Origin of the sequence: Paenibacillus dendrobii (genome assembly GCF_009807035.1) — a bacterium.
GTDB lineage: Bacteria > Bacillota > Bacilli > Paenibacillales > Paenibacillaceae > Paenibacillus_AQ > Paenibacillus_AQ dendrobii.
Window position 1 is genome coordinate 1,894,217 of sequence record NZ_WUBI01000001.1, and the last position, 22,224, is coordinate 1,916,440.

28 protein-coding genes are annotated in these 22,224 nt (G+C 49.3%); 9 read left to right on the top strand and 19 right to left on the bottom strand.

Annotated elements, in window-relative coordinates; all coding sequences use genetic code 11:
- Positions 1 to 20 precede the first annotated feature (20 nt).
- Together GRF59_RS08280 and GRF59_RS08285 are read left to right on the top strand one after the other, a co-directional pair.
- Positions 21 to 875, top strand: coding sequence for a helix-turn-helix transcriptional regulator (locus tag GRF59_RS08280; protein WP_160497109.1), 855 nt, complete (start codon positions 21 to 23; stop codon positions 873 to 875).
- Positions 876 to 891: 16 nt separating this feature from the next.
- Positions 892 to 1,191, top strand: coding sequence for a hypothetical protein (locus GRF59_RS08285; protein ID WP_160497110.1), 300 nt, complete (start codon positions 892 to 894; stop codon positions 1,189 to 1,191).
- Positions 1,192 to 1,286: 95 nt separating this feature from the next.
- Here the strand turns inward: GRF59_RS08285 and GRF59_RS08290 are convergent, their stop codons facing one another.
- Together GRF59_RS08290 and rpiA are read right to left on the bottom strand one after the other, a co-directional pair.
- Positions 1,287 to 1,754 (bottom strand): MarR family winged helix-turn-helix transcriptional regulator, encoded by a 468-nt coding sequence (locus GRF59_RS08290; protein ID WP_160497111.1) that lies wholly within the window; start codon positions 1,752 to 1,754, stop codon positions 1,287 to 1,289.
- 122 nt (positions 1,755 to 1,876) lie between these two features.
- The gene (rpiA, locus tag GRF59_RS08295) at positions 1,877 to 2,545 is read right to left on the bottom strand and encodes a ribose-5-phosphate isomerase RpiA (protein WP_160497112.1); all 669 of its coding nucleotides are present in this window, start codon (positions 2,543 to 2,545) and stop codon (positions 1,877 to 1,879) included.
- A gap of 113 nt (positions 2,546 to 2,658) precedes the next feature.
- Here rpiA and GRF59_RS08300 point away from each other — a divergent pair, with 113 nt between their 5' ends.
- Positions 2,659 to 2,856 carry a hypothetical protein gene (locus GRF59_RS08300; RefSeq protein WP_160497113.1) on the top strand — a complete coding sequence of 66 codons (198 nt, stop codon included), beginning with the start codon at positions 2,659 to 2,661 and terminating at the stop codon, positions 2,854 to 2,856.
- Between the two features lie 94 nt (positions 2,857 to 2,950).
- Here the strand turns inward: GRF59_RS08300 and GRF59_RS08305 are convergent, their stop codons facing one another.
- The 6 genes from GRF59_RS08305 to GRF59_RS08330 form a co-directional block, all read right to left on the bottom strand.
- Positions 2,951 to 3,355 carry a hypothetical protein gene (locus GRF59_RS08305; protein ID WP_160497114.1) on the bottom strand — a complete coding sequence of 135 codons (405 nt, stop codon included), beginning with the start codon at positions 3,353 to 3,355 and terminating at the stop codon, positions 2,951 to 2,953.
- A 75-nt stretch (positions 3,356 to 3,430) separates the two neighbouring features.
- Positions 3,431 to 3,940 carry a GNAT family N-acetyltransferase gene (locus tag GRF59_RS08310; protein WP_237391678.1) on the bottom strand — a complete coding sequence of 170 codons (510 nt, stop codon included), beginning with the start codon at positions 3,938 to 3,940 and terminating at the stop codon, positions 3,431 to 3,433.
- A 240-nt stretch (positions 3,941 to 4,180) separates the two neighbouring features.
- Entirely contained in the window at positions 4,181 to 5,098 is a 918-nt protein-coding gene (locus tag GRF59_RS08315; RefSeq protein ID WP_160497116.1) for an EamA family transporter, read from the bottom strand.
- Between the two features lie 216 nt (positions 5,099 to 5,314).
- Positions 5,315 to 5,833, bottom strand: a complete 519-nt coding sequence (gene nrdG, locus GRF59_RS08320; protein WP_160498193.1) for an anaerobic ribonucleoside-triphosphate reductase activating protein — start codon at positions 5,831 to 5,833, stop codon at positions 5,315 to 5,317.
- Between the two features lie 68 nt (positions 5,834 to 5,901).
- A complete protein-coding gene (locus GRF59_RS08325) occupies positions 5,902 to 7,764 on the bottom strand; it encodes an anaerobic ribonucleoside triphosphate reductase (protein ID WP_160497117.1) in 1,863 nt (620 codons plus the stop codon).
- 126 nt (positions 7,765 to 7,890) lie between these two features.
- Positions 7,891 to 8,841, bottom strand: coding sequence for a GNAT family N-acetyltransferase (locus GRF59_RS08330; protein ID WP_160497118.1), 951 nt, complete (start codon positions 8,839 to 8,841; stop codon positions 7,891 to 7,893).
- Positions 8,842 to 8,871: 30 nt separating this feature from the next.
- Between GRF59_RS08330 and GRF59_RS29950 the strand changes: the two genes are divergently transcribed.
- The gene (locus GRF59_RS29950; RefSeq protein ID WP_272914968.1) at positions 8,872 to 9,003 is read left to right on the top strand and encodes a hypothetical protein; all 132 of its coding nucleotides are present in this window, start codon (positions 8,872 to 8,874) and stop codon (positions 9,001 to 9,003) included.
- Between the two features lie 122 nt (positions 9,004 to 9,125).
- Positions 9,126 to 9,599, top strand: a complete 474-nt coding sequence (locus GRF59_RS08335; protein ID WP_160497119.1) for a GNAT family N-acetyltransferase — start codon at positions 9,126 to 9,128, stop codon at positions 9,597 to 9,599.
- A gap of 62 nt (positions 9,600 to 9,661) precedes the next feature.
- On the opposite strand, the gene GRF59_RS08340 is transcribed toward GRF59_RS08335, so the two are convergent.
- The 5 genes from GRF59_RS08340 to GRF59_RS08360 all read right to left on the bottom strand — a co-directional run bounded on the left by GRF59_RS08340 (position 9,662) and on the right by GRF59_RS08360 (position 13,258).
- Entirely contained in the window at positions 9,662 to 10,222 is a 561-nt protein-coding gene (locus GRF59_RS08340) for a GNAT family N-acetyltransferase (RefSeq protein ID WP_160497120.1), read from the bottom strand.
- Complete coding sequence (locus GRF59_RS08345) at positions 10,219 to 10,680, bottom strand: DinB family protein (RefSeq protein ID WP_160497121.1); 462 nt, start codon at positions 10,678 to 10,680, stop codon at positions 10,219 to 10,221. Before GRF59_RS08345 ends, GRF59_RS08340 begins: the two co-directional genes overlap by 4 nt.
- A 97-nt stretch (positions 10,681 to 10,777) precedes the next feature.
- Positions 10,778 to 11,515, bottom strand: coding sequence for a nucleotidyltransferase family protein (locus GRF59_RS08350; protein WP_160497122.1), 738 nt, complete (start codon positions 11,513 to 11,515; stop codon positions 10,778 to 10,780).
- 44 nt (positions 11,516 to 11,559) lie between these two features.
- The gene (locus GRF59_RS08355; protein ID WP_160497123.1) at positions 11,560 to 12,372 is read right to left on the bottom strand and encodes an ABC transporter permease subunit; all 813 of its coding nucleotides are present in this window, start codon (positions 12,370 to 12,372) and stop codon (positions 11,560 to 11,562) included.
- A 1-nt stretch (position 12,373) separates the two neighbouring features.
- A complete protein-coding gene (locus tag GRF59_RS08360) occupies positions 12,374 to 13,258 on the bottom strand; it encodes an ABC transporter ATP-binding protein (RefSeq protein ID WP_160497124.1) in 885 nt (294 codons plus the stop codon).
- A 168-nt stretch (positions 13,259 to 13,426) separates the two neighbouring features.
- Here GRF59_RS08360 and GRF59_RS08365 point away from each other — a divergent pair, with 168 nt between their 5' ends.
- The 4 genes from GRF59_RS08365 to GRF59_RS08380 all read left to right on the top strand — a co-directional run bounded on the left by GRF59_RS08365 (position 13,427) and on the right by GRF59_RS08380 (position 17,241).
- Entirely contained in the window at positions 13,427 to 14,029 is a 603-nt protein-coding gene (locus tag GRF59_RS08365; RefSeq protein WP_160497125.1) for a TetR/AcrR family transcriptional regulator, read from the top strand.
- 122 nt (positions 14,030 to 14,151) lie between these two features.
- Positions 14,152 to 16,035, top strand: coding sequence for an LTA synthase family protein (locus tag GRF59_RS08370; protein WP_160497126.1), 1,884 nt, complete (start codon positions 14,152 to 14,154; stop codon positions 16,033 to 16,035).
- 235 nt (positions 16,036 to 16,270) lie between these two features.
- Entirely contained in the window at positions 16,271 to 16,651 is a 381-nt protein-coding gene (locus GRF59_RS08375; protein ID WP_160497127.1) for a hypothetical protein, read from the top strand.
- Between the two features lie 20 nt (positions 16,652 to 16,671).
- On the top strand, positions 16,672 to 17,241 hold the full coding sequence (locus tag GRF59_RS08380; protein ID WP_160497128.1) for a hypothetical protein: 570 nt from the start codon (positions 16,672 to 16,674) through the stop codon (positions 17,239 to 17,241).
- 610 nt (positions 17,242 to 17,851) lie between these two features.
- Here the strand turns inward: GRF59_RS08380 and GRF59_RS08385 are convergent.
- The 6 genes from GRF59_RS08385 to GRF59_RS08410 form a co-directional block, all read right to left on the bottom strand.
- Entirely contained in the window at positions 17,852 to 18,028 is a 177-nt protein-coding gene (locus tag GRF59_RS08385) for a hypothetical protein (protein ID WP_160497129.1), read from the bottom strand.
- Between the two features lie 56 nt (positions 18,029 to 18,084).
- Positions 18,085 to 18,306, bottom strand: coding sequence for a hypothetical protein (locus GRF59_RS08390; protein WP_160497130.1), 222 nt, complete (start codon positions 18,304 to 18,306; stop codon positions 18,085 to 18,087).
- A gap of 52 nt (positions 18,307 to 18,358) precedes the next feature.
- Positions 18,359 to 19,126, bottom strand: coding sequence for a DeoR/GlpR family DNA-binding transcription regulator (locus GRF59_RS08395; protein WP_160497131.1), 768 nt, complete (start codon positions 19,124 to 19,126; stop codon positions 18,359 to 18,361).
- 107 nt (positions 19,127 to 19,233) lie between these two features.
- Positions 19,234 to 19,959 carry a LutC/YkgG family protein gene (locus GRF59_RS08400; protein WP_160497132.1) on the bottom strand — a complete coding sequence of 242 codons (726 nt, stop codon included), beginning with the start codon at positions 19,957 to 19,959 and terminating at the stop codon, positions 19,234 to 19,236.
- Positions 19,956 to 21,461 carry a LutB/LldF family L-lactate oxidation iron-sulfur protein gene (locus GRF59_RS08405; protein ID WP_160497133.1) on the bottom strand — a complete coding sequence of 502 codons (1,506 nt, stop codon included), beginning with the start codon at positions 21,459 to 21,461 and terminating at the stop codon, positions 19,956 to 19,958. The genes GRF59_RS08400 and GRF59_RS08405 overlap by 4 nt, the downstream gene beginning before the upstream one ends.
- Positions 21,439 to 22,188, bottom strand: a complete 750-nt coding sequence (locus GRF59_RS08410; RefSeq protein WP_160497134.1) for a (Fe-S)-binding protein — start codon at positions 22,186 to 22,188, stop codon at positions 21,439 to 21,441. Before GRF59_RS08410 ends, GRF59_RS08405 begins: the two co-directional genes overlap by 23 nt.
- Positions 22,189 to 22,224 lie beyond the last annotated feature (36 nt).

The window sequence follows — 22,224 nt, forward strand, 5'->3', positions numbered from 1 at the left end:
TAGGAAAGGGAGCGCTTCTCATGAATCGCGATACCCGTTTACAGGCACTTTCGGCGTTCCTGACATCCCAGCGCGCCAAGATCCAGCCGGAATCGGTTGGCCTGCCACCCGGAGGACGCAGACGGACGCCAGGCTTGCGCAGAGAAGAAGTAGCCCAGCTCGCAGGCGTCAGCAGCACTTGGTATACATGGCTGGAACAAGGGCGAGATATCAACGTCTCCTCCTCCGTGCTTGACTGCATCGCCTCCGCGCTGCAGCTGACCGCCGATGAACGGAAATACTTATTCTCGCTTGCCATGGAGACGCCTTCTAGCGCTGGCCTTATTCAGCAGGAAGAGCCCAAGATCAGCGCGTCGCTGCAAAAAATGGTGGACGAGCTTCACTTCTGTCCAACAATCATTTCCGACCGCCACTGTCAGATCGTAGGCTGGAACCAAGCAGCATCCCATGTATTTCTTGAATTCGACCGGATTCCCGTTGAACAGCGGAATATGATCCAGCTCCTTTTTACCCGCAAGGAATTCCGTCGATTGGCTGTCAATTGGGAACATTTCGTCATGGGTTTCCTGTCCATCTTCCGTTCCTATTACGGTCAGTATGTGGAGGATGCGTGGTATGAACAATTTTTACGGGAGATGGAACAAGTGGACCCCGAATTTCTGCCCTTATGGAAGCATAGCCAGGTCAGCAGCGCCCCCGAGGTCGTGATCGAATTCCGCCATGCTAAAATGGGCAAAATGCTCTTTGATCTCACTTCATTGCAGGTTCAGGGCAGCGCCGATCTCCGCTGCAGTGTCTATACGCCGGCCGCCGGCTCATCGACGGAAGCGAAACTCAGAAGGCTGATGAATAAAACGGCTGATTTCTTAAACTGATGGGGGATGATATACCATGGCTTTCGGCATAAACCGTGAAGAGCTTAACCAGTGGAAAAAGGCGGTCAGCCGGGGAGAGATATCCTTTTTGACCCATTACTGGCTGGATCCGCGTTTTCCCGGCATAACGACCGTAACCAAGGTTGGATGCTCGGATCTGGACCGCCTCAGGATATGGTGCGAGCAGCATGATCTGCCCGCCCGTTATATTCACAACCGCAATCCTTTTCCCCATTTCGATCTTATTGGACCACGTCAGAAGGAGATTTTGGCAGGAGAGGGGCATTGGGATCAGATCCATCGCTTCAAGCTCTAACCTCAAACCGATATACAAAAAACAGCCCGTTCATCCGCGTGCAGCGGGTGACAGGGCTGTTCTTCGTACATTAACATATTCAGAAATATAAAGCTTTACACGATGGGACCGGTCTTGAAGCTTTCTTCGGCAGAAAGGCCCAGCTTCTTCAGCAGTTCTACAGCTTGACGCTTTTCCTCCATATCGAGGCCTTCAACGGCATGAGCCAGCACCTGCTGATGATGCGGAAAAATCCCCTCGAAAAAGGCCTTTCCTTCATCAGTCAAATCCGCAAAAATCACGCGGCGGTCATCGGGCGACGCCTTGCGGACAAGCAGATTCTTTTTCTGAAGCTTATCGGCTACATAAGTGATGTTTCCACTGGAGATCAGTACTTTTTCCCCAATCTTTTGCAAAGGCTGGGGGCCTTTATGGTACAGCAGATCCAGAACGCCGAACTCGGTGGTATTCAGGCCATGACTCTGAATATCGCGGGTGGAGTGGGCCACTACCGAGTTATACGCACGTGCGAGCACAATAAATAATTCCAGGGACATTTCGTCATTGTTTGATTTGTCTGCCATACAAGAAACCTCCAAACGTACTATCTTAATGCAAAGATAATCGAAACCTGCCGGATTGTCAATCATCTCTTATGTTATAAACACCTGAAAAAGGTTTTTGTATCGCATGCGCCCTAATATTCTTACGGCTCTATAACGGTCACCGTGCCATCGCTGTGCCCAATGACGGCTCTTGCGGCAAGCCCGAGAAAAAGACCGTTGTCCACAACGCCCGGCAAGGCCAATAGCGTTTGGTGAAGCTCCTTCGGGTTCTCAATGACGCCGAAACGGCAGTCGGCGATGTAGTTGCCGTTGTCCGTTACGTAGATATGCTCATCTTCCGTTCTCAGCATGGGTTTTGCGCCCATCTCCTGCAACGAGGCCATCGTCCATTCATTCGCAAAAGGAACAATCTCAACCGGAAGCGGAAAGCTGCCAAGCTTGTCCACCAGCTTGCTTTCATCCGCAATGATGATCAGTTCCTTGCTGTGATAGGCAACAATCTTCTCTCGCAGCAATGCGCCACCGCCGCCTTTGATCAGGTGCAGCCCGCGGTCCAGTTCATCAGCGCCATCGATGGTAAGATCAAGACCGTCGATCCGATCAAAAGGAATCAGGGGAATCCCCTGCTCAAGCGCCAACTTTTCCGACGCCTTCGAGGTTGCCACAGCCTGTACGGACAGCCCCTCCTTGACCCGTTCACCTAATTTCTTGATTGCCCAATAGGCCGTCGAACCTGTTCCAAGACCGATACGCATGCCGTCTTTGACATATTCCACCGCTTTTTCTGCGGCTAATTGTTTCAAGTTCATCCTCTTCCACGCTCCTCAAATGAGATTAGATTCAACCATATGTGACAATTATGGATCTTGCCTGCAACCTGCTATAATCAGACATAAGATGACAACACCTGGAGGAATTAAACATGAGAACCGAAAATCAGATCAAATCCAAAATCAATGAACTTGCCTTGCAGAAAAAATCACTGGTCAGCCGCCTGGAAGTTGCCCGTCCGGAGAGTATGGTGCATGATTCTCTGACGGCCCAGCTGCTTCGGCTTGAAGACATGATCAGCATGCTCGAATGGGTAATGAATGATCCAAGCGGCAGCTATCATCTGTAATGGACAATTAATCGCGTGTTTCTTAGGAGTCACGTTGGACTAAACCGTTACTGTCCGATTCGGCAACGGCAGACATCATGAACGGGTTCCCTCTTTAGCTTTGTGACCGTTGCAATCTCTGTCCAAGTCGATCCAGCGCTTTGCCTTCTTCTTCATTTCTGACAGCTTCGGAGTAGGTCAAAACCTCGATAACCGATCCCTGATCTGCATACTCGGAACAGGTATGCTCCATAATTTGTACTGCATGCTCCAGCTTCAGCTCGCTCATCGTTCCGTTCATCCGGCACAAGCTGACGCGCACCGTCCCCTGCAGCTCCTGATAAGCCGCTTCGATCAGAGGAGTCACGTTAACGCTCGTCTCTGTTTCAGACTGGCGTGTAACCTGAACGGTATAAGAGGACACGGCGGGAATCGCGCCTTTGGTTTTCCGCTGTTCCGCGATAATTCTCGAATTTCTCCAGGCAAGTATACCGGCGGCTGCTAGAATCAATACCCCCAAAACATATCCGATATAAACAATCAACTCTTCACCCTCATCCTATTCATTGGTATATCTCAAATGATATGAGCGTCATTACAGCTTTTTAAGCATATGAATGTCTTCCGGTTCCAACCGGAACAGCTCTTCGTCGACCTGGTCCGTGATTTCCCCACCGCCGGCCATATAGAAGTTAACCGCTGATTCCGTTTCAGTGGAAGATATGTACAAGTAAGATGCTCCTCGCTCTTTAGCTTCCCTGCTGAGCTCTTCCATGATACGGGACCCAATGCCTTGTCTGCGGTAAGAACGGCTCACATACATTAAATCCACTTGCAGCCGATCGAGGTTTTCGCCCCGAAACTGGTGCCCCAGAACGCCAAAGCCGGCAAGCGTATCTCCGTCAAAGGCACCGTAAGCAATACCGCCGCCACGAAGCATTTTCGAAAAACGCTCCATCATTTCTGCCGTTTGCGCTTCATTCCATGTCGGGCATTCATGTCCGGAGGCAATATCCTGAAGCCTGCCGTCCTGCATTGCATAGATTTTGCCGATGGTTTCCGATCTGTCGATTTGCCGGATCAGCTCCGTCTCATGAATCTGCATCTGTCTTATTACCATTGAATGCTTTCCTCCGTTATTTATTTGCTAATTAGTCCCCTCAGATTACCTCATATTGGAAATATAGTCATCCCTTTTTTAAATGCGACACGACTCCTTTTCTTTTTTTCCATTATACAAAAAAAACAGCCTCCGGCTAAAGCAGCCGAGGCTAATCATATAAAGAGAAGTCTACATGTGTTCATTACCCCGTGCCGTAAGGCTCAATCTGTATTCCTGAACAAACTAGAGATTCACACCCGTTTCCGAGGGTTCGTAGGCCGGGGTTCGTTTTTTTCGGGAAATCCGAATTTGAGGCACGGCTATGCCAATGAATATAAGCAGGATTCCAAGCCACTGCAGCGTACTCACATGCTCATGGACCAGAAGTACGGATGCTACAACGGCAGCAGGGAGTTCAGCGGCCCCGAGTATAGCTCCCGTACCCGATCCTACCTTCGGCATGCCGATTGCAAAGAATAAGACCGGGATCAGAATTCCGAGAAGGCCAAGGATAAGACCGTACTTCCACAGCCCTTCACCAATTGCGCCATTCCACAGGAAGGAGGGTGAGAACACGGACAGTACGATGATGCCTGAAGCCGTCGTCATAAAAAAACTCTTATTCAGTACAGGCACGCTCGTTCCGACACGCCCGCTGACAAACATGTAGAGCGCAAAGGTAAATGCGGACAAAAGGCCGTAGACTACGCCCTTCATATCCAGCGGTCCCGCGCTTTCGCCAACAACGCCTCCGGCAAGCAAAGTTCCTAAAATCAGGATCACAATGGAGATGATTTTGCTGCGGCTCGGAACGCGCCGGTCCGCGGCCGCTTCCATGAGAACCCCGATCCAGGTGAATTGGAACAGCAGAACCACGGCGATCGAAGCGGGCAGACGTTCAACGGCCTTTCCGTAAAACACGGATGTACCGCTCATGGTAATTCCCACGGCCATCAGTGCCAGCCACTGCTTGGCCGATACTTTTTTCCGCGAAAACAGCAGCATCAACACAAGCAGCATGAGCCAACCGAATACGTACTGGCCTCCGAGCATTTGGTTTACCGTAAAGCCTTCCTTCATGCCAACCTTCATGATCGAGGACAGCACGCCATAACTGCATGCGCCCAGCAATATAAGCAGAGAGTATTTCAATTTGTTCATGTAATTTCCTCCTGGTGCCCATGTTACGCAACAACCAAAAGCCCCCTGTCTATTAGGACAGGGGGCGAACGAAACCGATGGCTTTAGCCTTCGTTAAAATTTCGCCACTCACGAACGAATCGGAGTTTAAACACAGGTGCTGCAATTCGTGATGTTAGTTTGAGCCTTTCGAAATGAAATTCTAAATCATTCTTCGGCAAGCGTCAATGAGCTACGTTAACAGAATAAAGCAGCGTCCGGCTTAACGTTAGGGCTGCCATTGTCTGCCGCTTCTTGCCAATCTCCGGTCCTATGAGTCCAGATGCGCTGATTGCGGCTGCCGCGGAAAGGTAGCGACAAATCCCGATGCTGCAGTTCATACCTTCCGTCCACGAGTACATCACAGCAGGAAAGAAGCTCTCTTTTATGCCGGTCAGGGCTGGTTATAAGCTCTTGCAGCGTGTAGCCTGTGTATGCCCAAATATGTTTCCCTTGCCGTCGCAGCTCCTTGGCAACCCTGCTCATGCCCTGAGCCTGAAGAAAAGGGTCGCCACCTGACAACGTGATGTCGGTCAACGGGTTGCTTCCGGCTTCGCGCACAATCTCACCAATGCTTCGCTTGGTGCCGCTGCGCATGCTCCACGACTGCGGATTATGGCAGCCCGGACATTGATGAGGACACCCCGCGCAGAAAATAACGGTTCGCAATCCTTCGCCGTCAACCACGCTGTCATGGATAATATCCATGATCCACACCCCATCCTCCCCGTCATTCCCGGCATGAGTTATGGCTTCGTCCGTCCCATTCATCGAATTCACGCTCCTTATTTTCCATGCTTGACGCGATCAGCTTCTTCCGCACGTTTGGCCGGGTTCCACTTCTCCATATCTCCGACGAGATAACCGGTAATACGCCGGATTCGTTCGATCTGCCGATCCGGGCTGCCGCAAACCGGGCAATCCAAGTCGATGATTCCGCTGTATCCGCATGATTTGCAGCGGTCCACCGGGTGATTGATTGAACCATAGCCGATCTGGTTCGCAGCCATGCAGCGTACGATCCGGTCAAGTGCCGCCGTGTTGTGAATGACTGATCCGTCAACTTCAACGTAGGTGATATGACCTGCATTACACAGCTCATGATAAGGGGCCTCAAGCTCGATTTTTTGCGCCGCAGTTATCGGAAAATGCACCGGAATATGAAAGGAATTCGTGTAATATTCTCGATCCGTAATGCCGGGGATGGTTCCGAATTGTTCCCGGTCCTTTTTCACGAATTTGCCTGACAATCCCTCCGCAGGCGTAGCAATTAGGGAGAAATTCAATCCACTCGCCTGCATTTCCCGGTCCATTCGACTACGCATGGCCCGGATGATCTCCAATCCCCGCTGCTGCAGCTCTGAATTCTGTCCATGATGCTTTCCGTACAAAGCGGTCAGTGATTCCGCGAGACCGATAAAACCGACGCTGAGCGTGCCCTGTTGGAGGACGGAACCCAAATGATCATGGGGCTGCAAGTATTCGCCTCCTCTCCAAACCCCTTGGGAGTATAAGAAGCGAAAGTTTCCAGCCTTCCGGCCTGATTGATAACGGAATCGGTCAAGCAGCTGTTTAACGGCCAAATCCATGGCCTCCTCCAGCAATCGATCGAACTCTCCGGAAGACGAGGACAGCAGTGCCAGTCTGACGAGGTTAATCGTTGTAAAAGAGAGGTTGCCCCTTCCGATCGCATTCTCCTCCCCGTTCACGTTCCCCATGACGCGGGTTCGGCAGCCCATATAACAGACCTCGCTTTCCCGTGTCCCCTGATCGTAAATCTGGTTGAACGCAGTATCCAGAAAGGCAAAATTCGGAAACATCCGGCGCGCCGTAGTCTCCAGTGCCAGCTTGTACAAATCATAATTCGGATCCTCTGGCTCAAAATTAACGCCTGATTTCACTTTGAAGATCTGAATGGGAAAAATCGGCGTTTCTCCATGTCCCAGTCCCCGCTGTGTAGCAAGCAGCAGCTGCTTGGTTAGCATCCGGCCGCATACCGATGTGTCTGTCCCGTAATTGATCGAAATAAAGGGGACCTGCCCGCCTCCGCGCGAATGCATGGAATTCGCATTATGTATAAAAGCCTCACATGCCTGATATACGTCCCGCTCGGTCATTTTCCAGGCCTGTGGTTCAGAATTGAAATCCGCGCTCAGCGGCAACTGCTTCAGCATTTGCAGCGTTTTTTCGTACGTTTTCCGTACATAAGGCGCAAGATCCGCATCAAACATCGGGAATGCCTGCCCGCCATGCTGCTGGTTCTGATTAGCCTGCAAAATAATGGACGCCAGCGCCAGCGCACTTTTAATGTCCTGAGGCTCGCGCATATGGCCATGGCCGGTATTGAATCCTCCTTTCAGCAGCTTGCCAAGCGGGATTTGACAGCAGGTCGTCGTCCCAGCGGCATAGAAATCGAGATCATGGGGATAGAGTATGTTTTGCTCCATCGCCTCCTTGGTTTCGGGTGACAGCAAATGTTCGTAAGCATACAATTTTGCGCTCTCGCTTCCGAATTTGCCCATGAGCCCCATGGGCGATTTACCGTCCACATTAGCGTTTTCCTGCAACAAATCCATGTTGCCGGCGTGAATCATATCATGAAAGGAATGCCATAGTTGACGTGTCCCGTTTAGCATTAAATTGTCCATCCATTTTCCTCCTTCGGTGTGATCATGCCGGTATTCCACCACCAGGCACTATATATAGTATATTCATTAAATCAAAAGCACTATATATATTGTCACAGCCAAAAAAGTGAAGCTTCACCTACCGGCTTAAACCTCTTGCCCGTACTGCGTCATGGAAGGGAGAAATAAGGGACCTGGCATGAAACCGAGCTGGAAACACACCGATTCGATCGGATGACCATGCATGACCCTGATCCGCAGCAAAGGCTGCCCTCGTTGTTCCAATATGGTGAGCGCCCGCTGCACCATCCTTGTTGCAAGCCCCCGCCCCCTGAAGGATGGCATGACGGCAAGTTCATCAATAGACGGACAACCTTCCTGCATGCCGATCAGACACACGCCGATTAGAGCGCGAGTCGCCGTATCATATATTAGGCTGGAAGCCAGCAAAACATCCTCCGGGTTCCGGGCAGCGTTACTCCGAAGCTTGACCAACACTTCTGCAAATGAGATTGCCGGCATTCGCGTACACGCTCTATCATAAGCATGCTTAAAGAGAAACAGACCGATCTCCCGTTCCAGAAGAAGCCTATGCTCTCCCGCTTCATTATTGATCTCGGGATGAGCCAACTTGATACCGCTGTTCAACGGCTGAATAAATTCGGCCGAGGGCCGCTGCATCCAGCGGTACCCATAGGGTTCGGGACAAAAGCCAGCCCTGATGTATATGTCCTCTTGATCCGTCGGAACGTCACGGGCATGAATTGCTTGCATTTCTCCAAGCTGCCGAATCGCCTTGGATAGGAGTCTGACTAGTCCGGCGTCTGCCTGGTGAGGCGGAATAGTAAACAGGCAGCGAATGGCGTCTATGGATATGGCCGCTCCCCCGATGATTACGCCATCATTTTTCAGCCAGTAAGGCATGCTTCCCTCTAGAGGAAGATGGGCTAAGCCCGCCTGCAGTTGAAAGCCCACCACCGCCTGATGATAATAAATGGAGCAGTATCTCTTCCACTCCGCAAATTCAGCCTTGTATAAGTGCATTGAGGCCGTGAGTTCTATCACCTGCAAATTTTTTAGCCGGTCCTCGGTCCTCATGGCGGACCTCCCTTGATTGGTTAATTGAACATGCTAATAACAGTTTACGATCAGGCTGTCCGGTTTCATGCCAAGAAGCTCCGCAAAAATGGAAGGATTCAAAATGCAGCGTCCCATAACGCGGCGGATATCCCTTTTGATCCGGATACGCTTTTCACTTGAATATCAGAGGATAACCGTTATACTGTGGAAATACGTTTATTTTCATAAAAGAATTGAGACGGCATCTCATATGAGAACAGCCCACGATCCTTTGTACATTCTAGAATTAAGGAGCTGACCTGATGATACAGATTTCACTTCGGGAATCCAAACATTCCGATACGGAAAACATCGCTAATTTGCGTGCTATGGTATTGCGCGAGGATTTAACACGATTAGGCAGGTATGATGAAGAGAAGGTTCGTCAACGGTTCCGCGATTCGTTCGACCCCGATCATACTTGGATTATCGAAGCCGAGCCGGCTTTTGTCGGTTGTGTTGCTTTTAAACCCGCCACCGAGGGTTATCTGCTCGAACATTTTTATATTCATCCCCATTACCAAGGACAAGGAATCGGTGGACATGTGTTGAACACACTGCTTGGACAAGCCGATCTCCAAGGGTCAAAGGTACGATTGAATGTCCTGCAGGGCAGTTCTGCCAGACGCCTTTATGAGCGGTTTGGTTTTGAAGTGGACAGCGAGGATTCCGTGGATATCTTTATGTCTCGGAAGGCCAACGGGACGATTGCCCATGATGACAATAACGCAAGATAACAGCCCTTAAAAAAAGAGCTATTCCCTCTAGGCCTCTTATACAGACCCATGGGAATAGCCCTTTATTTATCAGCGGCAGCTTCGGGTTCAGCCAGTTCGATCAGCCAACAGTCCCGATAGGCGCCTTCATGCCATTCATGCTGCTGCAGCAGCTTTTTCTTCACAAAACCGCATTTCTCGTAAACATGGATTGCCCGCTTGTTCCACGCTTGCGGGTCCATGACGATCCGGTCCGCTTGCATGCTGCTGAATAAGTATGCCGTCATAGCACGAATCAGCTGCGTCCCTATCCCTTGATTCCAGCAGCCTGGTTCGCCAATAAATTGGTCCATGCCAAAGATTCGGTCATCGGTATCCGCATATCCATAGTGTTCCCGCTCCTCATCATCAATCTCGTAATACTGGATATAACCGATCGGTTTATCGCGATATAGAATGATGTTGCGAACGGAATCGCTATCTTCTCGGTAAAATTGCTCTGTTACCAGCTTCAGATCAAGAGGACGGTCACGTCCTTCGTAAAATTCCAGTACCTTCGGATCGCTGAGCCACTTCGACAGAAGCGGTGCATCCTCAGCCAATAGTGGCCGGACCGCCAAATCACCCTTTGTTAATATGTTCATGCCAAAGCTGCCCTATAGGTATCAATTTGTCCCATATGATGCCGGTCATGCTCGTAAAAATCAATAAGGTATTCATCTACGGACATGATGTCACCGTGTTTATATCCAAATTCGGATTCGGGAATGTCCTGCATGACTTCCAGCAGACGGCTCCGCGCCTCCACCGCCTGTTGAATCAAATCCTGTCGGCTTTGGGTCAGCCCATAGGCAGACGCATCACGGTTAAAGGCATTAAAATCAAGATCCTTCAGCGTCAAGGGGCGATGCTCAGCCATCGGGAGCACGGCGTGCTCCAGAAAATATCTGTCCCACAGCATGATGTGGCTGATAATATCGCGCGGCGACCATTTCCCCTCAGCTATCGGACCCGTCCACTGTGATTCCGTTAAACTCTCCAGCGATTCGGTGAATCCGATTAGCTCTGCGAAGGCCTCAAGTTTTTCCTGCTTCGTATTCATGAAAATCCGCTCCTTTGCTGATTCAGATAGAATGTGTTTTCATTCCAGATCATACCATTTCGGGAACTTCAAAACAAGAACATTTGTTTGGTTGTATTTACAGGTTTTTCATAAGCTCCTGAAGCTTCCGGTAAGCTTCATGCGTACCCATATCATAGCTGACGCCCTCGGCAAAATAAGCACTCAGCTCCTTCATACCTGACAGCCATTCCGGAAAATAACCAGGAGCGTCCTTCTGATGTCCTGACAGCAAATAATCCTTGAATAGAGGCAACGTTTCTTTCCGGTATAAGTAGACCGCGAAAACTCCGATATCCGTTTTGGGATGTTCCGGCTTCTCCTCGAAAGACAGTACCCGGCTCGAATCGTCCAGCTCTACCACGCCGACTCTTCTCAGTTCATCCGAATCCTGAAGACGCTGGACAAGAATACAGTCCGTTTGCTGCCTCAGAAAATAATCCACATAGGAGCCTAAGTCGAATGTAAACACATTGTCACCGGCGCAGACCAGCAAATCCTCGTCTATTCCCTCTTTTTCGATCGCAAATTGAATATCACCGATGGCTCCAAGCCGGTTATCTTCGGACGTGGAGCCATCATGGATAATGTTGACTTTCTTTTGGAAAGAGCGGGAGTCAGCCCAATTGATAAAATGCTCATGGAATTTGGCATTGGAGACAATGATGATGTCAGTAATGGAAGCGACTTCCTCCATTTTGCGAATTATCAGGTCCAGAATCGTTATGTCACCTAAAGGGAGCAGGGATTTCGGCATGTTCCGGGTCAGCGGGTACAATCTTGTCGCGTAACCGGCAGCCAGAATGAGTGCTTTCATAAAGGCCTCCTGTTCAACGTTCATCTCCCCCTAGTATAACTTATTTACAGCAGCAGGCTTCTTTTTCTGAATACGATGATACCGGCAGCAAATCCGGCCAAACCCACGGCCAGTAAAATGACGACGACCGGAATCCAGTCCACGGTTCCTTTGACGATGCCTGCCGGATTAAACAACGAGAACAGGGAAATATGCTGCATCCATGAGAGCTGATCGCTGATTTTGCCGACAAGGTTCAGGCTGAAAAAGCCGAATACGACAACTCCGGAAGCGCCAAGGGCCCTCTTCTCATCATTGCAAAGTGCAGAAATGAAAAAGCTGATGCCGCATACGGCGAAAAAGAGCAGGAAAGCCCCCACATTCAGCAGCAAAAAGCGACTGGAATCAAATTCATTCAAATCCCCGATAAACCAGGCATATCCGCCATAACCGGCCAAGGTCGTTATCGCTGTTATCAGCAGCAGTCCAGTAAGCAGTACGAGCGCCTGTGTGAGAGCCACTTTGATCCGGGTCGTCGGTGCTGACAACAGGTATGCCATCGAGCCTTGATCTACGAGGCGCGCCATCAGCTGCGTGGAGGTCATGATGCTGAAGATGGACAGAATCAGCACAAACAGAAGTCCGTAATATTCTCCCGAAATGAATCCGTCAACACTGCCGAATCCATTTTCCAGTCCAAACGCTTTGCTCAGACCTTCAGGCATGGAGCCAAGAAGTGCGTTTAAGCTTTCCGATTGGGTCTTCATGCTTGGAAATATCCAGAACATGAGCAAAATATAAAAAGCCGATCCGAATGCATAACTCGACATCGTGCGCAAATGGTTCTTCAGCATTTGTCCATATAACGGCATGTTCATGTCAGTCTCTTCCTTCCCGGTCGTAGTAGTCCATGAATATATCTTCCAGGTTCTGCGTGAACAGGTCGATGCTGCGAATCCGGTATTTGGAAGCCTCCTGCGTAAAACGATTGTAATCGCCTTGAACCGATACGCGCACCTGATTGTCTTGATACGAATCAATCGTCAGTCCGCTGCCGAGAAAAGCATCCCGGTCCGCTCTATTTTCAAAGGTAACCTCAAACAGCTTTCGCTGGACTGCCTGCAGTTCATGGATATTTTTGACTGCAATGATTTTTCCGTCTTTGATGATGGCCGCACGGTCGCAGGTACGCTCAATTTCCGAAAAACTGTGCGATGACATAAGAAACGTTGTTCCCTTCGCTTTTTCCTCCAAAACCAGCTCAATAAACACCTTCTGCATGAGCGGGTCCAAACCCGATGTCGGTTCATCCAAAATGATCACTTCGGGTTCATGCATAAACGCGGCTACGATCCCGACCTTCTGCTTCATTCCTTTGGACATTTTCCGGATGGGAGTCCGTTCATCGAACTGCAATCTCTTGATGAGCTCGGCCCTGCGCTCCTGGCTCACGCCACCCCTGAGGCTGGACATGAAATCAAGAAAGGATTTTCCCGTCATTCCTTCCATAAAAGCAATTTCTCCAGGCAAGTAGCCGACCAGCTTTTGAAACCGCCCCTGATCCTTCCAAGTATCATAACCATTGATTTGAACGTATCCCTTCGCCGGTTTCATAAAGCCCATGATGTGGCGGATCGTAGTCGACTTGCCCGCCCCGTTCGGTCCAAGAAAACCAAATACTTCCCCTTTCTCAACGGTAAAAGAAACATCAAAAATCCCTTTACTGCCCGGAAACACCTTCGTTACCTGCGAAACTGTCAGCATGACCTGCGCCTCCCATTCGGGAACATAATTATGAAATAATGACATTTGAATATTTCATATCCAGATCATACGCCGGGCTATTTACCTCGTCAATAGAATGATGAAATATTATTATGATATAATTTCATCATTAATCGGCAAGCGCCGGAAGATGGAGCTGACATGTGAATGAATGGTTTTGAACGCAGGGCCCAGCAAATTAAAGATAAAATCAAGGAGACCACGCTTCGTATGCTGTCGGCAGGCAGCTCAAAGCAGATCCGTGTTGCGGATATCGCCAAACATGCCGGTGTCTCCCAGGTAACCATATATAATTATTTCGGCAGCAAGGAGGCGTTGATCCGGGAGGTGTTCAAGAATTACATGCTTGCGACCATGCAGGATTTTGAAACCTTTGTCCGCGGAGAGCATTCCTTGAAGGAAAAAATCGAGTATATCATTTTCCAGAAGAAACAGACCTCCCATTCCTTCCACCCCTCGGTCATCGCGGAACTCATGCAGGAGGACCCGGAGATTCAGAATTTCGTGAAAAGGAACTACGAGGAACGCAGCGTCCCCATGGTGGTCGAACTGATTACCAAATGCAAAGAGAACGGAGAAATATCGGAAAACGTTTCGATCGAAACCGTCATTTTGTACCTGAATATGCTGAACGATTCTTCCCATCGGCTGCTGGAGTCAACCCGGTATAGAGACAATCAGGAAAAACTCATCGAAGAGATGGTCCAGGTATTTTTTTATGGAATTTGTGGTCCGGAGCCCCAAAAATGATTAACAGATTGTGAAATCTGTGTTAATTTAGTATTTTCATTGTGTTATAGATATTATAGGAGATTGGCATATCAGGAATTTATCTGTGCAAATATGAACCCTATTGATTGAGAGGAGTTATAATGAGAGACTTATCTACATTTTCGCTGCGTCCATCCAAACCTAAAACTCCCGTCATCGGGATCTTCATTCTGTTGCTGCTGAAGCTTCTGCTTCTGCGCTACTTTTTCTTCCACGAGATCATGTGGAGTCGCCTAGCCGCAGATGCTGCGTCGCTACTCGTGCTGCTTTCACTGATTGAACTCGTGACGCCTTCGAAGGCGAAGGGAGTCGTCTACTGGATTTTTAATTTGCTCTGCTCATTGATCTTTTTTGCATCTGCGGTGTACTTTCAGCATTTCAACACCGTTCCGACCTATACCGCCCTATCCGAGCTGAAGCAGGTCGCGGGGATCAAAGACAGCGTACAGTCGACCATCCAAACGGCGAACTACCTCTTTTTTGCCGACATAATCATCATGGCATTGATATGGATCATCGGCAAATTGCTGAAGCGCAAACCAAGCATGTCGACCCCGCTCCGAAAAAGATGGCCCGCTGTCATTGGCATCATTGCCCTGGCGGCTTCCGTTTTCTTTATCCGTCAGGACCGTTCCATTGCCAATGAGGTGCTTCAGGCAGAACATCTGGGCTTCTTCAACTATCAGGTCGCCGCAGGAATCAAAGCTAAAGAGGAAGCTGTGATGGTGGCTTCAGGCAATATTGACGAGACCATAGACAAGATCAATTCGACAGAAGAAACCTTTAAATATCAGGAGAACCCCAAAGGTCAGCCCAAGTTTTTCGGCGCAGCCAAAGGGAAAAACGTCATCGTGATCCAGATGGAGGCATTCCAGAACTTCCCGATTCACCTGTCCGTCGACAACCAGGAACTCACGCCGGTATTGAACAACTTGGCCAAGGACAGCTTTTATTTTCCGAAGGTATTCCAGCAGATCGGTCAAGGCAATACCTCCGATGCGGAGTTCATGAGCAATACTTCGATCTATCCGACGGCGGCTATCGCCATGTCGACCGGATATGGTGACCGGGAGCTCCCAAGCATGCCGCGGCTGCTCGAGAAGCGAAATTACGAGGCGGACACGTTCCACGTGAACGACGTCAAATTCTGGGACCGCAATAAGCTGTACCCGGCTTTAAACTTCACGCATTACTACGACAAGCCGAATTATAAAAACGACCATTTCAATGAATTCGGCGCTTCCGATGAAGAACTGTACAAATTTGGAATCCAAACCTTATCGAAGCTTCATCAGGAAAACAAACCGTTTTACGCTCAGTTTATTACCGTTTCCAGCCATTTTCCTTTTAACATTCCGGAAGACCGCATGAAAATGACGATCCCGTCCGATCTGAAAGACACGCAGCTCGGAAATTATCTGGCAGCCGTGAATTACACGGATTATGCCATCGGAACCCTGATTGACCAGTTGAAACAAAACGGCATGTGGGACGATACCGTGCTTGTCATTTACGGAGACCACTTTGGACTGCAGCCACAGGACAACGATCCGGACATGGTTAGCAAAGCGCTCGGCATCACCTATGATCCCCGCGTTACGCGCTTTAACATTCCGCTGCTGATCCATGTTCCCGGGATCCAAGGGCAAGAAGTTAAGCAGGTTGGCGGACAGGTGGACATTATGCCGACCCTAGCCAATCTGCTCGGCGTATCGCTGAAAGAAGAGAATTTCACGGCTTTTGGCCACGATCTTCTTAACATCGACAACAATATCGTAGGCAGCCGTTATTACCTGCCAACCGGGTCTTTCTTCAACAACGAAATTATGTACGTTCCAGGCAAAACGTTCGAGGATGGCAGCGCGGTTAATTTGGACACGCTGAAGCCTGTCACGGATTTCGCGAAATACAAGAAAGACTACGACTATAACCTGGCACAAATGAAACTTTCGGATGAATACGTCAAGCTGCTTCCGAAACGTTAATTGTAGCCATGCGGGACACCAGGCTGCGAATATATAAATACTATTTTGCTTTAAAGCCTATTCCAATGTGATTTTTTGTCTGCTAATTCCCAAATACTTTCTATAATATGTAACTTTTTGATATTTCCAACGGTTATAAAAATGTAATAACAATTTTTTTACAAAGGAAGGGCCTCAGCTTGCTCAAACTGGATATGCAGTAGACAAACTCAAACAGGATACCGTCTATTATTTTATGGGCCTAATTGATTCAAATGGTAATTATCAAGAATTTACAACAGGATATGGACCGGCTATAAGATCAACCCATGAATATAGAATACAAGCTGATTCATCTGGTAATGTATCCGGTTTAATCGATGGTACTCGTTCGTGGGCAAAGACTATAAACTGGGTACCAAACAGTGCTCAATTCCAAGGTGAAATATACAATACAGATGCTCAATTTATAGGAAAAGCCTCATTACATGAAAGATTTAATAATGTTAGAATTCTTCAGCCTAGCGGGACATGGGTGAAGCCCGCCATGACAAGTTGGTTAAAGGATCTTTACGCGGGATTGGATAATGCTAGCTACACGGCGTCAGGTTACTTTGATGTTTGGGACACAAGATAATGATTTAAGGAGGAATAAATATGAACAGCAAGAGGCTAAATTTTTTTGGTTTGGGTGCTGCTGCGATAATTTTTGCAGCGGGAGCAGTTATTTGGAGTAATAACAGCAATGCGTTTGCTGAATCTAACCCAGTAACCCTCAACGGAAATGTACCTGCTTATTCTAACAAAATAAGTGATCAACCGATTCAAAGTGCAGAGGATCTAAAAAGAGTTGCTGGAATTGAATTCAGTGAAACTCAGTCTACTCAGACTGAAGAGGAACCGCAAATAGATAAAATTTCTGCTATTGAAGCTGCCAATAAAATTACAGGATACGCAGATGTTGCTTCAAGCATTCATGCGGAATATCATGTTATTTCAAGTGATTCATTTTACACGGAAGGATTCAGTAAAGAAGCTAAAACCGCAAATCCAAAGTTGGTAACCAGTGAACTCATAAAAGATACTCCTGTTTGGATTGTTTCCTTTGAAGGTTTGAACATTCATAGAAGCGGAAAGAAAGGAAACAAAGATTATGTGATGACCGAAGATAATATTGTAGTCGATGCAACTACGGGACAAGTATTATTCGGATTTAAATACAGATAATTTGAATAACAGACCTGTAAACTGATGACGAATCCCCTGTGACTACTGTGAACTGACTCCAGAAATTTAGACACCTGGAGACTAAGACTAGCTATAGAGGACTGAGGTGGTATTCTACCGGCGGTAGCTTTTGTTTAGTCCCTCGGTGGTTGTTTCTTGAATAAACTCTTGACCCAGTTAGACATATATCCAAAATCCCAACTTTTGTGCATATGTCTGCGCCCGGTACTCAGGTCGGGGCGCAATCTCGAGTAATTCCAAGAAAAATGAAAACCGGCCTCTTCGCCATCGATGCGAACAGAGGCCGTTTTTTTGCTTTTCAGGACATTTTAAAAAATCGCCGCTCACGGCGAAATTCGGGCAAAAACTAGAGTTGCATTCGGTAATATAGAAACAGATCTGCAGGAGTTGAAATTTCTCCTACGATCTGGCAGGTGATGCCTATGATGCTTTCTTATCTTGGCTTTAATCTATCATGCTTTGAACACCCATTCAAGTCTTAAAATGGCCTTTGAAACCAGCCATCATGTAAGACAACGGTCTTACGGCAATTTAGCATCCCCTAAGTTTAGGTCATAGGCACTCCGGATCCGTTCCTCATAATGCTCATCTACATAGTTCCGGACGAACCGTTCGCGCGCAGCCATGTCTTCTTCCTTACGAAAAATCCCCATCTTTCGTATCCGTTCACTCTCCGGTTTAGCTCCCCAAGCTTCAAGTGCCTCCCGTAGGTGATCTCTATCTGTATGCGGCTTTGACGCGTATACGTGTCAACGACGATGGACATACGTACATCGTCCCTTATCCTGCCTTACTCATTTCACTCATTCGTCCTCCGGAAATTCAGGAACCACAAACATTCCTCATCCAAACCAAAATCGTACCCCACAGCTTATAATAAGCCTTCAGCGCTTCCGAGTGGGATTCCTCATCCTCCAAACTGCCACCATGTTCCCTCACATAATCCTCTACAAGTTTATTTTGTTTTCTTACTTCTTCAGCAGCTCGATCATGCATATTAAAAACGAAAAGAGGCTGTCTCCCTTCCACTGGTCTACCAGTCATGGGGACAGCCTCTTTCTTCGTGTATGTGTTGCAAACCGTATGTCATATTGCCTCAAGCTTCTTCGGCGACAATAAGCTCAAGCTCTTTTTCCCTCAGCAGCTTGGCATCTCCGTCACCGATATGACTGTCGGTGATCACGGCATCAATCTCTTCCCATCCGGCTACATGCGTGAAAGCTTGGACGCCGATTTTGCTTGCATCTGCCAAGATATAAACGCTCGCGGCCTGCTTGATCAGCTTATGCTTGACCATCGCCTGCAGCTCATTCGACTCGCTGATGCCCCGCTCCGGATGAACGCCTTTGCATGATACAAAAGCTTTATCCACATAATAGGCTTCCAGGCTGCGCTCAGCCATCGGCCCAACATAAGAAAGGGATCTGGACGCCAAAAGGCCACCGGTCGAGATCACCTCGATCTTTTCTTTGGATGACAGCTCCAGGGCTACCTTAATGGAATTCGTCAATACCGTAAGCGGTACATCCGGAAGAATGGACGCCATATACCACGCTGTCGAGCTGGCATCCAGCGCAATCCGGTCATAGGGCTCAATCAAGGCTACGGCCGCCCGGGCAATCCGCTTCTTCTCCTCCTGATGCATCACTTCACGTTCGAAGTAAGGAGTTTCCGCCTGCGCCTCCTTGACGCTAACGGCTCCGCCATGGCTGCGGCGAACCTTGCCCTGCTGCTCCAGACGGTCCAGATCGCGGCGGATCGTTTCCTCCGTCACCCCGCACAGCTCGCTGAGCTCGGACACGCGTATGCTCCCGCGTTCATTGACAAGCCCCACGATTTTATCGTATCTCTCCGCAACTAACATAGCTACCCTCTTTCATCGCCGGTGTGTGACGTGCCGGCCGGTATGTTCCCATTATATCAAAATTGTTATCGACGTAAATTATAGTTTCCAGACCGCTCATTTCAACCTTATCCGACGATCAGGGCAAACGCTACGCCGGGGCCATGGACGCCAATGGTCAAATCGTTCTCGATATCCGACGACCGGCTTGGACCGGAAATGAAATGCACCCCTGCCGGAAACTGCTCACCCGGAACCGCAGCGACGCGGCTCATTACTTCCCCAAGACGGGTATGCATCCGTTCTGCAGAAATAATGGCGATCAGGATATTGGGCAGCAGCGAAACGGAGCGTCCCTTCTCCGTTGAAGATGTGACGATCATCGAACCTGTATAAGCTACGGCAAAATCAGCAAGAACAATCCCGGCATCCGCTTGTTCAGCGGTACGTAAGGAGCCTTCTGCATCCAGACCATCCCAGGCGTAGTGCCGAAGCTCGGGCAGCTTCTCATCCAGCCCCAGCTGCTCCAACTCGGGCAGGTTTTGCCGGATCGTTGACGTAGCATTCATCTCTTCAAGAATGCGGACAATGATAGCCGGAATATCGGACATGGAAGCCGTTCTTTCGGTAAACCCTCCCGCTGCCTCCCAGTTGCTCATGAAACGGGCGATCTGTTCTTCCCGCCCAAGCTCATAGGAGGTCCAGAATTCCGGTGCACCGCGGAAGGGATGTTCAGGAGCCGAACTGATGGCCGAGCGGCCCAGCCTGCTTGCGATATTACCGATAAACTGCTTCTCAGCTGCCTGCGATTCTTTGCTCATTTTCGACAGAAATTCCGGATCGGATTTACTCATCCGTGATGACCTCCCTTGCCTCGCGCCTTCACAATCTCTTCCATTCTAGATTTCATTTCACCCGTCATAGGCTTCATTGATTTGTCGACCTCACTGGACATACCGGCCCATTGTTCACGGAATGAACGTTTCGGCAGCGCAGGTATGTAGCGGTTTGCTGTCCAGCCCCCCAGCGGACCGATTTGCGAACGGATATAACCATCTCTTACAAGCAGCTTTTGACCCAGTTGACCAGCCTTCACTGCTTGGCGGAAGCGTTTATGATTTCCCATCAGGAGCTTAAACCCCTTCATGGCCATTTTCTCGCCAGTAGCCGTAAATCCCCGTTCCACTTTCCGGTTGCGCAAATATACGAGCATATCATGCAGAGGTATTTTCACAGGACAGGCCTCATAGCAAGCTCCGCACAAACTTGAGGCATTGGCGATGTCATGCCATTCCTGCGTATTCTTATTCAGTGCCGGCGTGAGCACCGCACCAATCGGGCCACTGTAGGTTCCCGGATAAGAGTGTCCCCCGATATGCCGGTATACCGGACACGCGTTCAGACAAGCACCGCAGCGGATGCAGTTCAGCAACTCCTGAAAGTCCGGATCTCCAAGCTGCAGTGAACGACCGTTATCCACGATGATAATATGCATTTCCTCCGGACCGTCTCCGTCCTGCTCGCGTCTTGGTCCCGTAATGCCGGACATATACACCGTCAGTTTCTGACCCGTAGCCGATCTTGGCAGAAGTGTAGCCATGACCTCCAGATCATCCCAGGAAGGAATCAGCCGTTCCATCCCCATCAGCGTTATCTGCGTTTTGGGTACCGTACTGACCATGCGTGCATTACCTTCATTTTCAAAAATAACGACGCTGCCGGTTTCGGCGATGCCGAAGTTGCAGCCTGTAAGTCCGATATCCGCTTCAAGGAACTTGTCGCGAAGCTTTCTTCTGGCAAACCCCGCCAATATTTTCGTCTCTGGAGGCAGTGTCTCCCCTGCTTCCTTGGACAACAGCTCCGCAATCTGGTAGCGGTTCTTGTGAATGGCGGGAATAATGATATGAGACGGCGGTTCATTGGCCAGCTGGATAATATATTCGCCGAGATCGCTTTCAATCGACTCGATCCCAAGCTCCTCAAAAGCCTCGTTGATATGAACCTCTTCCGACACCATCGATTTCGATTTCACGACCGACTTCGCACCCTTGTGCTTGGCGATCTCCATGGCGATTCGGGCAGCGTCCTTCGCTTCCGGAGCGAAATGGACATGAACGCCCTGCGCCCGAGCATTTTCGATGAATTGACTCAAATAATAATCAAGATGCGCGATCGTGTGGAGGCGGATCTGCCGGCCGCGTTCCCGCCATTCCTCCCAGTTGCCATGCTCCGCCGTGGCCGCTTTTTTGCCGTTCTTCAGCTTTTCGGTCGTGAATTTGACGGCATCGATCAAGAACTCATCTTTCAGTGCCGACTTGGCACGCTCCTTGACGTTAGATCCCTGCGGTTTGCTCACGGTTCTTCACCCCCTCGTACAGCAGCTCCGCCAGGTGCATTACGCGAACCGGCTTGCCCTGGAATTTCAGATTGCCGCCGATGTTCAGCAGGCAGCCCATATCCAGACCTACGAGAACCTCAGCCTCGGTTTCCAGCACATGCTGGCTTTTCTCTTCTACCATTGCTCCCGAAATTTCGCTCATTTTGATGGCGAAGGTGCCTCCAAAGCCGCAGCAGTCCTCGGCATACGGAAGCGGTATAAACTCCATTCCCTCCACATGGTCCATCAGCTGCATCGGCTCTTCCTTGATGCCGAGCAGCCGCGAACCGTGACAGGACGGATGATAGGTCACCTTGTGCGGAAAATAGGCTCCGACATCCGTGACTCCCAGCACCTGAACCAGAAACTGGGTGAATTCATACGTTTTTTCTTTTAACCGTTGGCTCTTTTCCAGAAGAAGCGCATCGTTTGCAAACAATTTAGGATAATAGTGATGAACCATGCCCGTACAGGAACCCGAAGGGACGATGACAAAATCACTGTCGTCAAACGCTTCCAAAATGGTTTTGGCCGAAGCCCGTGCCTCATCCCAATAGCCGCTGTTAAAGGCGGGCTGACCGCAGCAGGTCTGTATCTCGGGGAAATGAAGACGGACGCCGTATCGGGCAAGCAGTTTAGCCATGGCCTCTCCAATGGGCGGAAACAGCGCATCACTGATGCATGTAATAAAAAGCGACACTTTCATCTCAAGCTTCTCCTCCTTTTACCCCAAATGATATGA

Excerpts from the sequence above, each read along its gene's own strand:
- GRF59_RS08280 (WP_160497109.1), top strand. The coding sequence starts at position 21 with ATGAATCGCGATACCCGTTTACAGGCACTTTCGGCGTTCCTGACATCC.
- GRF59_RS08410 (WP_160497134.1), bottom strand. The coding sequence starts at position 22,188 with ATGAAAGTGTCGCTTTTTATTACATGCATCAGTGATGCGCTGTTTCCG.
- GRF59_RS08385 (WP_160497129.1), bottom strand. The coding sequence starts at position 18,028 with ATGTCCATCGTCGTTGACACGTATACGCGTCAAAGCCGCATACAGATA.
- GRF59_RS08300 (WP_160497113.1), top strand. The coding sequence starts at position 2,659 with ATGAGAACCGAAAATCAGATCAAATCCAAAATCAATGAACTTGCCTTG.
- GRF59_RS08390 (WP_160497130.1), bottom strand. The coding sequence starts at position 18,306 with ATGACTGGTAGACCAGTGGAAGGGAGACAGCCTCTTTTCGTTTTTAAT.
- GRF59_RS08340 (WP_160497120.1), bottom strand. The coding sequence starts at position 10,222 with ATGAACATATTAACAAAGGGTGATTTGGCGGTCCGGCCACTATTGGCT.
- GRF59_RS08290 (WP_160497111.1), bottom strand. The coding sequence starts at position 1,754 with ATGGCAGACAAATCAAACAATGACGAAATGTCCCTGGAATTATTTATT.
- GRF59_RS08380 (WP_160497128.1), top strand. The coding sequence starts at position 16,672 with ATGAACAGCAAGAGGCTAAATTTTTTTGGTTTGGGTGCTGCTGCGATA.
- GRF59_RS08285 (WP_160497110.1), top strand. The coding sequence starts at position 892 with ATGGCTTTCGGCATAAACCGTGAAGAGCTTAACCAGTGGAAAAAGGCG.
- GRF59_RS08360 (WP_160497124.1), bottom strand. The coding sequence starts at position 13,258 with ATGCTGACAGTTTCGCAGGTAACGAAGGTGTTTCCGGGCAGTAAAGGG.
- GRF59_RS08350 (WP_160497122.1), bottom strand. The coding sequence starts at position 11,515 with ATGAAAGCACTCATTCTGGCTGCCGGTTACGCGACAAGATTGTACCCG.
- GRF59_RS08355 (WP_160497123.1), bottom strand. The coding sequence starts at position 12,372 with ATGAACATGCCGTTATATGGACAAATGCTGAAGAACCATTTGCGCACG.
- GRF59_RS08345 (WP_160497121.1), bottom strand. The coding sequence starts at position 10,680 with ATGAATACGAAGCAGGAAAAACTTGAGGCCTTCGCAGAGCTAATCGGA.
- GRF59_RS08315 (WP_160497116.1), bottom strand. The coding sequence starts at position 5,098 with ATGAACAAATTGAAATACTCTCTGCTTATATTGCTGGGCGCATGCAGT.
- GRF59_RS08325 (WP_160497117.1), bottom strand. The coding sequence starts at position 7,764 with ATGGACAATTTAATGCTAAACGGGACACGTCAACTATGGCATTCCTTT.
- GRF59_RS08310 (WP_237391678.1), bottom strand. The coding sequence starts at position 3,940 with ATGCAGATTCATGAGACGGAGCTGATCCGGCAAATCGACAGATCGGAA.
- GRF59_RS08370 (WP_160497126.1), top strand. The coding sequence starts at position 14,152 with ATGAGAGACTTATCTACATTTTCGCTGCGTCCATCCAAACCTAAAACT.
- GRF59_RS08335 (WP_160497119.1), top strand. The coding sequence starts at position 9,126 with ATGATACAGATTTCACTTCGGGAATCCAAACATTCCGATACGGAAAAC.
- GRF59_RS08400 (WP_160497132.1), bottom strand. The coding sequence starts at position 19,959 with ATGAGTAAATCCGATCCGGAATTTCTGTCGAAAATGAGCAAAGAATCG.
- GRF59_RS29950 (WP_272914968.1), top strand. The coding sequence starts at position 8,872 with ATGCTAATAACAGTTTACGATCAGGCTGTCCGGTTTCATGCCAAGAAG.
- GRF59_RS08375 (WP_160497127.1), top strand. The coding sequence starts at position 16,271 with ATGGGCCTAATTGATTCAAATGGTAATTATCAAGAATTTACAACAGGA.
- GRF59_RS08330 (WP_160497118.1), bottom strand. The coding sequence starts at position 8,841 with ATGAGGACCGAGGACCGGCTAAAAAATTTGCAGGTGATAGAACTCACG.
- GRF59_RS08395 (WP_160497131.1), bottom strand. The coding sequence starts at position 19,126 with ATGTTAGTTGCGGAGAGATACGATAAAATCGTGGGGCTTGTCAATGAA.
- rpiA (WP_160497112.1), bottom strand. The coding sequence starts at position 2,545 with ATGAACTTGAAACAATTAGCCGCAGAAAAAGCGGTGGAATATGTCAAA.
- GRF59_RS08365 (WP_160497125.1), top strand. The coding sequence starts at position 13,427 with ATGAATGGTTTTGAACGCAGGGCCCAGCAAATTAAAGATAAAATCAAG.